A 16,178-nucleotide genomic window follows, 5' to 3' on the forward strand; every position below is an offset into this window, starting at 1 on the left:
CGATTATTATATACTATTGAAATTAGTCGGGAAAGGATTGTATGAATTGAAGAATAAATTATTGATGTTGTGCTTAGTGTTGTCTATCGTGTTAGCAGCTTGTGGATCCAAAGAGGAAGAGAAACAAACGACTGACGAAGCGGACGATAGTCAAGGTGTCCTATTAGATGAAAAAGGAAATCCGAAAGATACGATTCAAGTAAATAAAGATACTGAAAAAGCTGTCAAAGAAGCTATTGAAAAAAATAGAAAGTCTTTAAATGATGGTGATGTAGAAGCTTACATTAAAACAATTGACACAGATTCAAAACAACTAGACGTTAAAGAGGAAGAAAAAGTGTTGAAAGATACACTTAAAAGTTATAAATTTGATAAAAAAATATCCAATATTAAGTTTTTAGAACAGAAAAAAGATCAAGTGGTTGTATTCTATAATGTGGAAACAACAGCTCATCCTAAGAATGGAAGTAAAGATGAGAAAAAAACATTTAACGAAGTTGTGACGCTTGTTAAAAAGGACGGCACATATAAATTTTCTAAAATGGCACAGGCAGCAATTTAGTTTATAAACTTCTTTTCAAATAACCAAGAATTAGATATGATGAGTATGGAAGAGAATCAAGGAGGATAACTTTATGAAGATTGCTGTTATAACAGATTCAACAGCATATTTAGATCAAGCATATATAGATAAATATAATATTAGAACAATTGCGCTTAATGTTATATTTAATGATGAAGTTTATAAAGAATTGTCAGAGATAAGTACAGAAGATTTCTATAAAAGAATGAGAAATGAAAAACAATTACCGACAACATCTCAACCAGCTATGGGTCAATATGTGGAATTACTTGAGAGTTTGAGAGACGAAGGATATACAGATGTGATTGCAGTTCACTTATCAAGTGGTATAAGTGGTACATACCAAACAGCTGTGACGTTAAACGATATGGTAGAAGGTATAAACGTACATGCATTTGATTCTGAAATCTCTTGTTCAGTACAAGGTTTCTATGCTTTAAAAGCAGCTCAGCTTATCGAGCAAGGTATGACAGTTATTGATAATATTCTAGAACAATTAGAGAATATGAAACAAACAACAAATGCATATTTCATAGTAGATGATTTAAATAACTTGAAAAAAGGTGGCCGCTTAAATAGTGCACAAGCATTAGTCGGTACGATGTTACAAGTGAAACCATTGTTACACTTCGTTGATACTAAAATTGTCCCTTACGATAAAGTGAGAACAAAGAAAAGAGCAATGAAACGTATTGAAGAACAATTAGCTAAAGAAGTTGAAGGTTATAAAAACTTATCTATTGTTATTATTGAAGGAAATGATAAAGAGACAGCACTTTCTTGGAAAGCGCAAGTTGAAGAACAATTCCCTGATGCACAAATTATTATGAGTTATTTTGGACCAGTAATTGGGACGCATTTAGGAGAAGGTTCATTAGGTTTAGGATTCACAACGACCGAATTAGATTTAAGTATATAATATAACTACAGCACAAAAAGCCGAGGCTTTTTGTGCTTTTTTATGGAGGTTAGTATGAAATTATACGGACGTATATGCCGAGATTTAAATGATATAACGACTGAAAAAGTTAAATATACTAAACCTGGCGTGTCTTTTGTTCAAGGTAAATATATTTGTAATCAGTGTGGTAACAAAGAACAATCATTGTTTTATCAGTATTTTTGCCACCATTGCGAGCAAATTACAACCTATTGCAGATATTGTATTGCACTTGGTAAAGTTCAAAGTTGTAAAGATATTTATGTCATTGAGAGTTTGCATGAAGTATCAGAATGTCGTTATCAGTTGGATTTTGAATTAAGTGAACAGCAACAACTCGCATCCTCTAAAATTAAAGACGCTATTTTAAAGCAAGAACATTTATTACTCCATGCTGTGACAGGTGCAGGTAAGACAGAAATGATCTTTGAAGGTATATCGCAAGCTCGAAAAAATGGTATGAATGTTGCAGTTGTATCACCAAGAGTAGATGTCGTGAAAGAAGTTTATTTAAGGCTAATAAACGCATTTAAAGATGAACACATTGATTTAATGTATGAAGGACAATTTGCTCAGTTTAACAGTTCGTTTGTCGTATCGACTGTCCATCAACTTATACGCTATGACGGACATTTTAATGTGATCATCGTTGATGAGGTAGATGCATTTCCGTTAGAAATGGATAATCAACTGATGCATACCATTCGAAAAGCTTCTTCAGAACAATCTAGTCATATTTATTTAACTGCAACGCCTAACAAGCAACTCCTTTCTAAGTTTAATCACAATCAAATAATTAAACTCCCCGCAAGATATCATAAACATCCATTACCAGTTCCAGAATTTCAATTTAATAACATTAAAGAAAATAAACTCAATCAGAAGTTACTTGCGTTTCTTAAATCCCAAATAGAACAGAATAGAAAGACATTTGTCTTTTTTCATAATATTGATTATATGGAACAAATATTTAAAGTATTTCAAAGTTACTTTTTAAAAATTGAATATGTATCCAGTCATGATGAGATGAGGCATGAAAAGGTAACGCGTTTAAGAAATGATGAAATAGACATTATGTTTACAACGACAATATTAGAAAGAGGCGTTACGCTAGAAAAATTAGATGTCGTCATCGTGCATACAGAAAAGTTTACAAGCAGTGCCATCATTCAAATTGCAGGTCGTGTAGGTCGAAAATTATCTTGTCCAACTGGCAAGGTATTGTGTTATCACGAAGGTATCACACGAAATATGATACAGGCGAAACGAGAAATTATTGCAATGAATGATTTAGCCCGTGAGAAAGGATGGTTAATTTGAATAGGTGCATAATTTGTCAAAATCATATCAATGAAGTGATCGATTTGTTAAATCTTTTTTCAAGGCAATCTTTAATATGTGAGCAATGTGCCAATCAATTAGCATTTAATCATGAAGCAAGACGATGCAAAAGATGCTTGAAAGTAATGTCTGAAGAAGAGGAGGATTGCTTAGATTGTCAGTGGCTTTCAAATAAGTATACATTGATCAATCAACTTTATACGCTGTATGACTATGATGGTCTTGTCAAAACGCTCATACAACAATATAAGTTGAATGGAGATGTTGCACTCAATCAAGTGTTTCAATTACCACCGAAATTATTTAAGCAATATGATTATGTTATTCCGGCACCTATTCATCCTAATAAGTTAGAACAGCGAACATTCGATCATGTAACAACGGTATTGGATAATCAAAAAATTAAATATATACAGATTTATGAAACTGAAGAAAGGCAAAAGCAATCAGAATTAACTAAAATAAAAAGGTCATTTCAGCATAATCCATTTAAAATAAATAAAGACATAGACTTTGAAAATAAGAGAATATTACTCATAGATGATATTTATACAACAGGGTTAACAATTCACCGCTTAGCAGAACTTTTATTTATTAGAAAAATCAGAAAAATAGATGCCTTAACATTTGCAAGAGCGGTAAATAATGATAAAATATAGGTAGGAAGAAACACAAGAGAAATTGAGCGTTAAAGGAGTCGGTGTTTTATGATCAGATTTGAAATTCATGGTGAAAACATCACAGTGACTGATCCGATAAGAAATTATATTGAGGACAAAGTAAGTAAACTAGAAAGATATTTTACTAATGTCCCAGAGGCGATAGCCCACGTTAAAATCAAAACTTATCAGGATTCTAGAAGTAAAATTGAAGTAACTATTCCGTTGAAAGATGTTACTTTAAGAGCTGAAGAAAGACATGAAGATTTATATGCTGGAATCGACTTAATAACTAACAAACTCGAAAGACAAGTACGTAAGTACAAAACTAAGGTTAATAGAAAGTATCGCGACAAAGGGCGAGATAAAGATGTCTTTGCAGTAAGTCCAGATTCAGCTGCACCTGAAGAAGTTGAAGAGAATGATAGCGATAATGAAATTGAAATCATTCGTTCTAAGCAATTTGCTTTGAAACCAATGGATTCTGAAGAAGCAGTATTACAAATGAACTTACTAGGACATGATTTTTACATCTTTACTGATGCAGAAACAGATGAAACAAGCATCGTTTATAAACGTAAAGATGGTAAATATGGACTAATTGAAACTTCAATACAATAAAAATCATTTACACGAACTGGTGCAGAATTTCTGCACCAGTTTCTTTGGCTATTGATAGCTTTTCATCTACAGAGGTGGTAATCTTAAATAGTGTAAAAAGAGATATAAACGTGTTATGATATATTGTTGTAAGATTACTAGTTTTCTAGTTGAAGGAGAGAACAAAATGGGTTTTTTATCAAAAATAGCTGATGGTAACAAACGAGTTGTTAAATCACTCGGAAAATTAGCAGATCAAGTCATCAATTTAGAAGATGAAATTGCTAAATTAACAGATGATCAATTAAGAGAGAAGACAGAACAATTCAAAAAAGAATTGTCAGAAATAGAAGATTATAAAAAGCAAGAAAAATATTTAGACAAAATACTACCTGAAGCATATGCAATCGTAAGAGAAGCATCTACAAGGGTATTTAATATGACACCATTTAAAGTACAAATTATGGGTGGTATTGCCATTCATCGTGGTGATATTTCAGAAATGAAAACTGGTGAAGGTAAAACATTAACAGCAACAATGCCAGTTTATTTAAATGCGCTAACAGGTAGAGGCGTTCATGTTGTTACAGTCAATGAATATCTATCAAGTTCACAAAGTGAAGAAATGGCGCAATTGTATAATTTCTTAGGTTTATCAGTTGGACTTAATTTGAATTCAATGGATACGAATCAAAAGCGTGAAGCATATGCAGCAGATATCACGTATAGTACAAATAATGAACTTGGATTTGATTATTTAAGAGACAACATGGTTACGTATAAAAAAGACCGTGTTATGAGACCTCTTAACTTTGCCATCATTGATGAGGTTGACTCAATTTTAATTGATGAAGCGAGAACGCCACTTATCATTTCAGGCGAAGCAGAAAAATCAACAACGTTATATACACAAGCTAATGTATTTGTAAAAATGCTTAAAGGTGAAGATGATTTTAGTTATGATGAAAAAACTAAAGCTATCACTTTAACAGAACAAGGTATTGATAAAGCTGAACGCATGTTCAAAATTGAGAACTTGTTTGACGTGAAACATGTTAACTTAATGCATCATATAAATATCGCGTTAAAAGCAAATAGAACAATGTTTAAAGATAAAGATTATGTTGTTGATGATGGTGAAATTATGATTGTCGACCAATTTACAGGTCGTACAATGCCAGGTCGAAGATTCTCTGACGGCTTGCATCAAGCAATTGAAGCAAAAGAAGGTCTAGAGATTCAAAATGAATCTAAAACGATGGCATCTATCACGTTCCAAAATTTCTTTAGAATGTACAATAAATTATCAGGTATGACTGGTACAGCTAAGACAGAAGAAGAAGAGTTCAGAAATATTTACAATATGACTGTTACGCAAATTCCAACAAATAGACCGATACAACGTATAGACGAAGCGGATTTAATTTTTGCATCTCAAAAAGGTAAGTTTGATGCGGTTGTTAAAGATGTGATTGAGCTTCATAAGACAGGTCAACCAGTATTATTAGGTACAGTTGCCGTTGAAACAAGTGAATATATTTCACAACTATTAAAGAAAAAAGGCGTTAGACATAACGTGTTGAATGCGAAAAACCATGAACGTGAAGCGGAAATCATTTTAAATGCAGGTCAAAAAGGTGCAGTAACCATTGCAACTAACATGGCCGGTCGTGGTACGGATATTAAACTTGGAGAAGGCGTTGTTGAACTTGGTGGTTTAGCTGTAATTGGTACAGAACGTCACGAGTCAAGACGTATTGATGACCAATTAAGAGGACGTTCAGGTCGTCAAGGTGACGTTGGTCGAAGTAGATTCTACTTATCATTACAAGATGAATTGATGGTTCGTTTCGGATCAGAACGTATGCAATCTTTAATGGGTAAATTAGGTATGAATGATGATACACCAATTGAATCTAAAATGGTTTCTAGAGCAGTAGAATCTGCTCAAAAACGAGTTGAAGGTAATAACTTCGATGCACGTAAACGTTTATTAGAATACGATGATGTACTAAGAAAACAACGTGAAATCATTTACGGTGAGCGTAATGATATTATTGAAAAAGACGATGTACAAGACATTGTTAAAGATATGATTAAATCATCATTAGAGCGTGGCGTGAACTATCACTTCGCAACAAACGAAGAAGAAATTGATTTTGAAGCACTCGTTCAATATATTGAAGACTCATATGTACCACAAGATGCAATTAAAGTTGATGATATTCGTGGTAGAGATTATGAAGATATCGTAGAAATTGTATTAGAAAAAATTAAAACACAATACAAAGCTCAACAAGAAGACTTTGGTGATCAAATGTCTGAATTTGAACGTATGATTGTGTTAAGAACAATAGACCGTAAATGGACTGATCACATTGATACAATGGATCAATTACGTACAGGTATCCACTTAAGATCTTATGGTCAAATCAATCCACTTAGAGAATATCAAAATGAAGGTTTGGATTTATTTGAAACAATGTTGAATGAAATAGAAGATGAAGTAAGTAAATACATTCTTAAATCAACTATTGATCGTGGTGAACAAGTTGAACGTGAACAAGTTGAAATAGGTGAAGCTAAACATGTGAGTGCGAATGATGGTAAAGAAAAAGTTAAACCAAAACCTATCGTCAAAGATGAACAAGTTGGCCGAAACGATCCATGTCCATGTGGTAGTGGTAAGAAATATAAAAACTGTCATGGTCAAGCATAAAGGAGTAATTTTATGGAATTAACGGAAATTAGACAAACATTAAATAAAAATAATGAAAAATTAATGAATATCAGGGGGTCTCTTTGACTTAGAAAATAAAGAGACGAACATTCAAGAATACGAAGAAATGATGGTTGATCCATCATTCTGGGACGATCAGAATAAAGCGCAAGACATCATTAACAAAAACAATGCATTAAAGTCTGTAGTCGGTGATTTTCATACATTAAATCAACAGATTGAAGATTTACTTACGACTGTTGAATTGTTACAAGAAGAATATGATGAAGACATGCACGAAATGCTTGAGCAAGATTTAAAAGCGTTACAAACAGACATCGATCAATTTGAATTGAAACTACTACTTAATGGTGAACATGATGAAAATAACGCAATATTAGAATTGCATCCAGGCGCAGGTGGTACAGAATCTCAAGATTGGGGTTCAATGCTGCTTAGAATGTATCAACGTTTCGCAGAACAAAAAGGATTCAAAGTAGAAACGTTAGATTATCAAGCTGGAGATGAAGCGGGCATTAAAAGTGTCACAATTCTTATCAAAGGTCATAATGCATATGGATATTTAAAAGCTGAAAAAGGTGTCCACAGATTAGTGCGTATTTCTCCATTTGATTCATCAGGAAGACGTCATACATCATTTGTATCTTGTGATGTAACACCTGAATTTAATAATGAAAAAATAGAAATAGAAGTTAATTCTGAAGACATTTCAGTCGATACTTATAGAGCATCTGGTGCAGGTGGACAGCACGTCAACACGACTGATTCAGCTGTTCGTATCACACACCAACCAACTGGTATCGTTGTAACATGTCAAAATGAAAGATCACAAATTAAAAATAGAGAACAAGCTATGAAAATGTTAAAAGCGAAACTCTACCAAAAAGAACTTGAAGAACAAGCAGCAGCTCTAGATGAAATTAGAGGCGAACAAAAAGAAATTGGATGGGGTAGTCAAATACGTTCATACGTATTTCATCCATATGCTATGGTTAAAGATCATAGAACTAATGAAGAAACAGGTAATACAAATGCAGTTATGGATGGTGACTTAGACCCATTTATCGATGCATATTTAAGAAGCCAAATTAATGAAAAATAATTTAAAGCAAGCAGCTAGGATGATTTAAATATCCTAGCTGCTTTTATGATAATTTAAATTGTGAACTATTGAACAAAATGATGTCAGACGCTGGTTTACATGGTAAAATATAGTTGATAATAAAATGAATGGAGTGTTATACATGAAAATCAAAATGGGCATGATTTCTGTAATAGCATTATCATCGTTAGTATTTGCAGGATGTGGACAATCAAGCGATGATAGCAGCAAAGAAGAATACAGTTCACAAGGGGAAAAAATCTTTAAAAACAATTCTTGCGTAGGATGTCATGGTAAAGATTTAGATGGTGCATCTGGACCATCACTTAAAAAAGTCGGTGCCAAAATGTCTGAATCAGATATTGAAAAAATTATCAACGAAGGTAAAGGTAATATGCCGAGTCAAGTTGTAGATGAGAAAGAAGCAAAAGAAGTTGCTAAATGGTTAGCTAAACAAAAATAATCATTTATATTCAATTTGCATATAAATTGGAAATTTTACTGTGAAAAACATATGTATTTTAATTGAATAATGATAAGTAATAAAGGTGTTGTTAATTATGTGTAAATAATTAACAACACCTTTTAAAATACTTTCATGTCAGTGTTCAGTAACATTTTTATCAGTAAAATTATAAAATGTTAACGGTTATATTACAGATTTGTAACAAAACAATATTGAGATAAAAAATATGCTATATTATTTCCAGTATTAATTGAGGAACATCATATAAATAATAAATATAAACGTAAATACATACACTTCGGGAGGATATGTCATCATGAAGAAGACTTTCATTACATTAGCATCTGTTACAGCTTTAACAACTTTAGCAAGTTCATCTGCCTATGCAGCTGATATTAAAGTAAAAGAAGGACAATCATTAGACAATATCGCAAAAGAATATGGAACATCAGTGTCAGAAATTAAATCTTTAAACAACATTGATACCGATGTTACAGTTGGACAAACATTAAAAGTATTAGAAGATAACATCTATACAATTCAAGAAGGAGATACACTTAACAAAATAGCTAAGAAATTTGATGTTAAGGTTTCAGACTTAAAAGAATGGAACAATTTATCTTCTGATTTAATTATTGTTGGTGATGAATTAAAAGTTGCATCTGAAACATCAGAACCAACTGCAGAACCTACTAGTTTAACGGTTAACGCACCTGAATCTCCAGCTCAAGAAGATGCATTATTAAGATACGTATTCGAACAAACATCATACGGCAATGTGTACAACAGTGAAGATTCAGTCGCTTATGTTGCACCTACATTTAATGAAAATCAATCAACACAAAACACTGCACCTGTTTCATACAGCCGACCAAATACAGGTGGCGGAAGCAATTTATATACTTCTGGACAATGTACGTACTATGCATTTAGTAAACGTCCAGATCTTGGCAATACTTGGGGTAATGCAAACAACTGGGCAAACGCAGCAGCTCAAGCAGGTTACACTGTAAACAATAGCCCAGCGGCAGGTTCAATTTTACAATCTACAGCAGGTGGATATGGACATGTAGCTTATGTTGATAAAGTAAATGCTGATGGTTCAATCCAAGTTTCTGAAATGAATTATCAAGGTGAAGGTATTGTTTCTTCACGTACAATTTCAGCATCAGCAGCTGGTTCATATAATTATATTCATTAGTTTTTATAGTAACTTAATAAATAAGCAAGTAGTTAATTCAGTTTAAGAATTTTAACTATTTGCTTTTTTTTATCATTATAGTTGATATAATAAACGTAAATGTTAGTGTAGAGGTTTGAAAACATGAAAAAAAGGTTAAAAATCATATTAGTTATACTTTTGTTATTGATTATTAGTATCAGTGTTTATAAAGTATTAGATATAAATAAGTTTCAAACGAACGAACAGTTTAAAGAGCAACAAGGGAAACAATCGTTTCAAAACAGTCATCCAGCTACAGGCATGAATGTAAATAATGAAACTGTAAATGTTTTTTCAACTGAAAAATCAAAACAATTAAAAGAGGTAACATCTAAAAATGATATTACAGTTATTAATTTATTTGCCTCTTGGTGTGACCCTTGTAAACGAGAAATGCCTGAACTTGTAAAATATGCAAAGCACGAAGATAAAGGTGTCGAATTAGTTGGTTTAAATGTTAAAGATAAACGAAAACCAGCTAAACAATTAATGGACGATGTAAATGTGAATTACGATGTTTACGTTGCGCAAGATGATTTTCTAGAAAAATATAAATCGTATAATATACCTACAACTTTATTTGTAGATAAAAATGGCGAAATCAAAAAAGTCTATTTAGGTGAATTATCTGAAAAGACACTAAACAACTTAGTTACACAAGTTAAGGAGGAAATTTAATGGGGGTACATCAATATTTTAAAAGTTTGTCTGATTTAGAGAAATTAGTAAGATGTCCAGGTAAATTTAAGTATCAAGACCATAATGTTGCAGCACATTCCTTTAAAGTAACGAAAATAGCGCAATATTTAGCAACAGTAGAAGAACAAAATGGTCAAGAAATAGACTGGAAACTTGTATATGAAAAAGCTTTGAACCATGATTATCCTGAAATATTTACAGGTGACATTAAGACACCTGTGAAATATGCGTCTTATGAAATTAAAAAATTATTCTCTCAAGTTGAAGAAGAGATGATCGATAAATTTATAACAGAAGAATTTCCTGAGCAATATCAAGATATATATAGACATAGACTACAAGAGGGTAAAGATGATAGTATAGAAGGGCAAATATTAAGTGTTGCTGATAAAATTGATTTATTGTATGAATCTTTTGGTGAAATTCAAAAGAGAAATCCAGAACCTTTATTCTTCGAAATTTATGAAAGTTCATTGGAAACAATCATGCAATTTGATCATTTAGCATCTGTACAAGATTTTATTCAACATATTATACCTGATATGTTACAAGAAAAATTTATACCACGTTCAGAGTTAAGAGAGATAACAATGACGATACTTGAGAAACGTGAAACAAAAAGGAGTTAGTGAATTGAATGATTTGGCCGATTCTAGCTTTGTTTCTTCCTTGTTTAATGGTTATTATTTTCACGCAAATTGCTCAAAATAAATGGATTGGATTACTTGTATCCAGCATTATAATTGGTGTTTCTGTTTATAAAGGCTTTTTTAACAATGAGCTTATTATGTTGTTAGATGTACTGAGTTTAGTAGCAGGCTTTTATATAGTTGATACACTTAAAATAGATAAAATTGAATCAAGATAGATAAGAGGAATAATCATTTAGATTTTTCCTCTTATTTGTATGTAATTTTAAAATTAACGAACAAATGTTTGGTCATTTTTACAAATTTTTGATAAAATAAATATATATATTACAGAAAATGAGGAGGTTCCTATGCAACATTTTCCTTTTAAAATACATTCTGACTATTCACCTCAAGGGGATCAGCCAGAAGCAATTAAATCTCTTGTAAAAGGCATTAACGAAGGCAAGAGACATCAAACTTTATTAGGTGCGACAGGTACAGGTAAAACATTCACGATGAGTAATGTCATCAAAGAAGTCGGTAAACCTACATTGATTATTGCACATAATAAAACGTTGGCTGGACAGCTATATAGTGAGTTTAAAGAATTCTTTCCTGAGAATAGAGTAGAATACTTCGTAAGTTATTACGATTATTATCAACCTGAAGCATATGTACCTCAAACAGATACTTTTATTGAAAAAGATGCCTCTATAAATGATGAAATTGATAAACTTCGACATTCAGCTACTAGTGCATTGTTTGAACGAGATGATGTTATCGTTATTGCGAGTGTCAGCTGTATTTATGGTTTAGGTAATCCAGAAGAATATAAAGACTTAGTTGTAAGTACGCGTGTCGGTATGGAAATGGAACGTAATGAACTGTTAAGAAAACTTGTCGATAACCAATATTCACGAAATGATATAGATTTTAGACGTGGTACATTTAGAGTTAGAGGAGATGTTGTAGAAATATTTCCAGCATCACGTGATGAACTATGTGTCAGAGTAGAGTTCTTTGGAGATGAAATCGATAGAATTAGAGAAGTGAATTACTTAACAGGAGAAGTTATTGCTGAAAGAGAGCATTTTCTATTTTATCCCGCGTCTCACTTCGTAACACGTGAAGAAAAAATGAAAGTTGCGATTGAGCGTATTGAGAAAGAACTTGAAGAACGATTGGCTGAACTTCGAAAAGAAAATAAACTTCTAGAAGCTCAACGACTTGAACAAAGAACGAATTATGATTTAGAAATGATGAGAGAAATGGGCTTTTGTTCAGGTATTGAGAACTATTCTGTGCATTTAACGTTACGACCAAAAGGTTCTACACCATATACTTTATTAGATTACTTTGGTGATGATTGGTTAGTGATGATTGATGAATCTCACGTAACACTTCCTCAAATTAGAGGTATGTATAATGGTGACCAAGCGCGAAAAAATGTCTTAGTCGAACACGGCTTTAGATTACCAAGTGCTTTAGACAATAGACCGCTTAAATTTGAAGAGTTTGAAGAAAAAACGAAACAATTGGTTTATGTTTCAGCAACACCGGGACCATATGAAATTGAACATACTGATGAAATGGTCGAACAGATCATTCGTCCTACAGGTTTATTGGATCCGATTGTTGAAGTCAGACCAAGTGAAAATCAAATAGATGATTTAATGGCTGAAATTAATGAAAGAATAGAAAGAAATGAACGTGTATTAATTACAACGTTAACTAAAAAAATGAGTGAAGATTTAACGACTTATTTAAAAGAAGCCGGCATTAAAGTGAATTACTTACATTCAGAAATAAAGACATTAGAAAGAATAGAAATTATTCGAGACTTAAGAATGGGTGTTTATGATGTATTAGTTGGGATTAACTTACTAAGAGAAGGTTTAGATATCCCAGAAGTTTCACTGGTTACAATTTTGGATGCAGATAAAGAAGGTTTCTTAAGATCAGAGCGTTCGTTGATTCAAACGATTGGTCGAGCTGCGCGTAATGATAAAGGTAAAGTGATTATGTATGCTGATAAAATTACAGATTCTATGAGAACAGCATTAGATGAAACAAGTAGAAGACGTGCTACTCAAGAAGCGTACAATGAAGAACACAATATTACACCACAAACAATTAACAAGAAAATACGTGATGTCATATCAGCAACAGTAGAAACGGATGAAGTAACCGAAAAAGATACTAAAAAAGCGCCTAAGAAACTTACAAAAAAAGAAAGAGAAAAGACAATCGAGCGCATAGAAAAAGAAATGAAAGATGCTGCGAAAGATTTAGACTTCGAGCGTGCATCTGAACTAAGAGATATATTATTTGAACTAAAAGCAGAAAGGTGACTGAGATGAAAAACAAATCCATCATCGTAAAAGGTGCAAGAGCACATAATTTAAAAGATATAGATATAGAAATACCTAAAGACCAACTTGTTGTTATGACTGGATTATCTGGTTCAGGAAAGTCGTCTTTAGCATTTGATACGATTTATGCAGAAGGCCAAAGAAGATATGTAGAATCATTAAGTGCCTATGCGAGACAATTTTTAGGACAAATGGATAAACCAGATGTAGATTTAATTGATGGTCTTTCTCCAGCGATATCAATTGATCAAAAGACAACAAGTAAAAACCCAAGATCAACTGTTGCTACCGTGACTGAAATATATGATTATTTAAGACTATTATATGCAAGAGTTGGTAGACCAATATGTCCTAACCATGGTATTGAAATTAAATCACAAACGGTTCAACAAATGGTCGATCAAGTTATGGAATTAGAAGAAAGAACAAAAATACAAATTCTGTCACCAATCGTTTCAGGGCGTAAAGGAACACATAAGAAATTGATTGAAGACATTGCTAAAAAAGGCTATGCAAGGTTAAAAGTAGATGGCGATATTTTAGATGTAGATGATGTTCCAGATTTAAACAAAAATCAAAATCATTCTATTGATGTCGTGATTGATAGACTTGTCATTAAACCAGGTATTGAAGCAAGATTAGCTGATTCATTACAAACAGCGCTAGAATTAGCTGACGGTAATGCAGTTGCTGATATTATTGAAGGTGATGAAATTAAATTTTCTGAACACCATGCTTGTCCGATTTGTGGATTCTCAGTAGACCAATTAGAACCTAGAATGTTCTCATTTAACAATCCGTTTGGTGCTTGTCCATCTTGTGATGGCTTAGGAAGTAAATTAACTGTAGATGTTGACTTAGTCGTGCCAGATAAGACATTAAGTTTAAATGAAGGTGCCATTTTGCCATGGCAACCAATCAGTTCTAATTATTATCCAACTTTATTAAAACAAGCTTGTGAACATTTTAAAATCGATATGGATAAACCATTTAATAAATTAACGAAAAAAGAAAAGAACATCGTCTTAAGAGGTCATGATGATGAAATAGAATTTAAATTTAATCAAGATTATGGCGTTAAAACAGAAAGAAAAAGAACGATGGCTTTTGAAGGTGTACTAAATAATATAGAACGTCGTTACCATGATTCACCATCTGAATACGTTAGAGAAGTGATGCAAAAATACATGGTCGAAAAAACTTGTGAAACATGTGATGGTTATCGTTTAAATGAAAAAGTACTTTCTGTCAAAATTGATGGCCAACATATCGGTGAAGTAGTCAGATATTCAATTTATAATGCAATCAAACATTTTGATAATTTAGATTTAGATGAAACAGAACGTAAAATTGCGAAGCTCATCTTAAAAGAAATTCATGAAAGATTATCTTTCTTAAATAATGTAGGTTTAGAATATTTAACACTTAATCGAGCATCAGGTACTTTATCTGGTGGGGAAGCACAACGTATTAGACTGGCAACTCAAATCGGTTCAAGATTATCTGGTGTGTTATATGTGCTTGATGAGCCTTCTATTGGTTTACATCAAAGAGACAATGATCGCTTAATTGATACATTGAAATCTATGAGAGATATGGGTAATACATTAATTGTCGTTGAACATGATGAAGATACGATGAAAGCTGCGGATTATTTAATTGATATAGGTCCAAAAGCAGGTGTACATGGTGGTGAAGTAGTTGCGAGTGGTACACCTGAAGAAGTGATGGCAAATGAACAATCTTTAACAGGTAAATACTTAAGTGGTAAAGAAAAAGTGTTTGTACCATCTAAACGAAGAAAAGTTACGAAACGTAAAATATCTGTTAAAGGCGCGACAAGTAATAATTTGAAAAATGTCGATGTAGACTTCCCATTATCAGTTATGACATGTGTAACAGGTGTTTCAGGTTCTGGTAAAAGTTCATTAGTTAATGAAGTATTGTACAAAGGTTTACAAAAGCAATTGTATAATACGAAAACAAAACCAGGTGAACATAAATCTATAAAAGGTGTAAATGAAATTGAAAAAATTATAGATATTGACCAATCACCAATTGGTAGAACACCACGTTCAAACCCTGCAACTTATACAGGTGTATTTGATGACATTAGAGATGTATTTAGCCAAACGAATGAGGCAAAAGTGAGAGGTTATCAAAAGGGAAGATTTAGTTTTAATGTTAAAGGTGGCCGTTGTGAAGCTTGTAAAGGTGACGGCATCATTAAAATTGAAATGCATTTCTTACCAGATGTATACGTACCATGTGAAGTTTGTGATGGAAAACGTTATAATAGAGAAACATTAGAAGTCACTTATAAAGGAAAAAGTATTTCTGATGTATTAGAAATGACAGTAGAAGATGCTTATCACTTTTTCGAAAGTTTACCTAAGATAAATAGAAAATTAAAAACAATAGTAGACGTTGGTTTAGGATATGTTAAACTAGGTCAACCCGCAACAACTTTATCAGGCGGTGAAGCACAACGTGTGAAACTTGCTTCTGAACTTCATAGACGATCTAATGGTAAGTCATTATATATACTTGATGAACCGACAACAGGTTTACACGTAGATGATATTAAACGTTTATTAAGTGTGTTAAATAGACTCGTTGAAAATGGCGACTCTGTCATCATTATTGAACATAATTTAGATGTCATTAAAACAGCAGACTATATTATAGATTTAGGTCCAGAAGGTGGAGATGGTGGCGGTGAAATTATAGCTACTGGAACACCAGAAGACATTGTAGAAGTTGAAGCATCTTACACTGGTAAATACTTAAAACCAATTTTAGAACGAGATCGATCATAAACC

The 16,178-nt window shown here is 32.5% G+C and carries 14 protein-coding genes; all 14 read left to right on the forward strand.

What is annotated here, in order from left to right:
• Window positions 1-46: 46 nt before the first annotated feature.
• Window positions 47-562, forward strand: coding sequence for a hypothetical protein (locus LQ677_RS08020; RefSeq protein WP_025904519.1), 516 nt, complete (start codon window positions 47-49; stop codon window positions 560-562).
• Between the two features lie 73 nt (window positions 563-635).
• Window positions 636-1,502, forward strand: a complete 867-nt coding sequence (gene fakB1, locus LQ677_RS08025; protein WP_037588743.1) for a fatty acid kinase binding subunit FakB1 — start codon at window positions 636-638, stop codon at window positions 1,500-1,502.
• Window positions 1,503-1,556: 54 nt separating this feature from the next.
• Window positions 1,557-2,843 carry a DEAD/DEAH box helicase family protein gene (locus LQ677_RS08030; RefSeq protein WP_191836341.1) on the forward strand — a complete coding sequence of 429 codons (1,287 nt, stop codon included), beginning with the start codon at window positions 1,557-1,559 and terminating at the stop codon, window positions 2,841-2,843.
• Between the two features lie 146 nt (window positions 2,844-2,989).
• Window positions 2,990-3,523, forward strand: a complete 534-nt coding sequence (locus LQ677_RS08035) for a ComF family protein (RefSeq protein ID WP_185805775.1) — start codon at window positions 2,990-2,992, stop codon at window positions 3,521-3,523.
• A gap of 48 nt (window positions 3,524-3,571) precedes the next feature.
• Window positions 3,572-4,144 carry a ribosome hibernation-promoting factor, HPF/YfiA family gene (hpf, locus tag LQ677_RS08040; protein WP_037588746.1) on the forward strand — a complete coding sequence of 191 codons (573 nt, stop codon included), beginning with the start codon at window positions 3,572-3,574 and terminating at the stop codon, window positions 4,142-4,144.
• Between the two features lie 166 nt (window positions 4,145-4,310).
• Entirely contained in the window at window positions 4,311-6,842 is a 2,532-nt protein-coding gene (gene secA, locus LQ677_RS08045) for a preprotein translocase subunit SecA (protein WP_037588747.1), read from the forward strand.
• Window positions 6,843-6,854: 12 nt separating this feature from the next.
• A protein-coding gene (gene prfB / locus LQ677_RS08050) for a peptide chain release factor 2 (protein WP_126476659.1) occupies window positions 6,855-7,965 on the forward strand; the annotation gives its coding sequence in 2 pieces (ribosomal slippage) (window positions 6,855-6,926 and window positions 6,928-7,965; 1,110 coding nt in all).
• 142 nt (window positions 7,966-8,107) lie between these two features.
• Window positions 8,108-8,428 (forward strand): cytochrome c551, encoded by a 321-nt coding sequence (cccB, locus tag LQ677_RS08055; protein WP_025904526.1) that lies wholly within the window; start codon window positions 8,108-8,110, stop codon window positions 8,426-8,428.
• Between the two features lie 319 nt (window positions 8,429-8,747).
• Window positions 8,748-9,632, forward strand: coding sequence for a CHAP domain-containing protein (locus LQ677_RS08060; protein ID WP_126476658.1), 885 nt, complete (start codon window positions 8,748-8,750; stop codon window positions 9,630-9,632).
• Window positions 9,633-9,755: 123 nt separating this feature from the next.
• On the forward strand, window positions 9,756-10,331 hold the full coding sequence (locus LQ677_RS08065) for a TlpA family protein disulfide reductase (protein ID WP_037588750.1): 576 nt from the start codon (window positions 9,756-9,758) through the stop codon (window positions 10,329-10,331).
• On the forward strand, window positions 10,331-10,981 hold the full coding sequence (locus LQ677_RS08070) for an HD domain-containing protein (RefSeq protein WP_025904529.1): 651 nt from the start codon (window positions 10,331-10,333) through the stop codon (window positions 10,979-10,981). Before LQ677_RS08065 ends, LQ677_RS08070 begins: the two co-directional genes overlap by 1 nt.
• An 8-nt stretch (window positions 10,982-10,989) precedes the next feature.
• Window positions 10,990-11,220 (forward strand): DUF2198 family protein, encoded by a 231-nt coding sequence (locus LQ677_RS08075; RefSeq protein WP_025904530.1) that lies wholly within the window; start codon window positions 10,990-10,992, stop codon window positions 11,218-11,220.
• A 132-nt stretch (window positions 11,221-11,352) separates the two neighbouring features.
• On the forward strand, window positions 11,353-13,335 hold the full coding sequence (uvrB, locus tag LQ677_RS08080) for an excinuclease ABC subunit UvrB (RefSeq protein WP_037588751.1): 1,983 nt from the start codon (window positions 11,353-11,355) through the stop codon (window positions 13,333-13,335).
• 5 nt (window positions 13,336-13,340) lie between these two features.
• Window positions 13,341-16,175, forward strand: coding sequence for an excinuclease ABC subunit UvrA (gene uvrA / locus LQ677_RS08085; protein ID WP_191836339.1), 2,835 nt, complete (start codon window positions 13,341-13,343; stop codon window positions 16,173-16,175).
• Window positions 16,176-16,178: the final 3 nt, after the last annotated feature.

Origin of the sequence: Mammaliicoccus sp. Q-M61 (assembly GCF_022386055.1) — a bacterium.
GTDB lineage: Bacteria > Bacillota > Bacilli > Staphylococcales > Staphylococcaceae > Mammaliicoccus > Mammaliicoccus sciuri_A.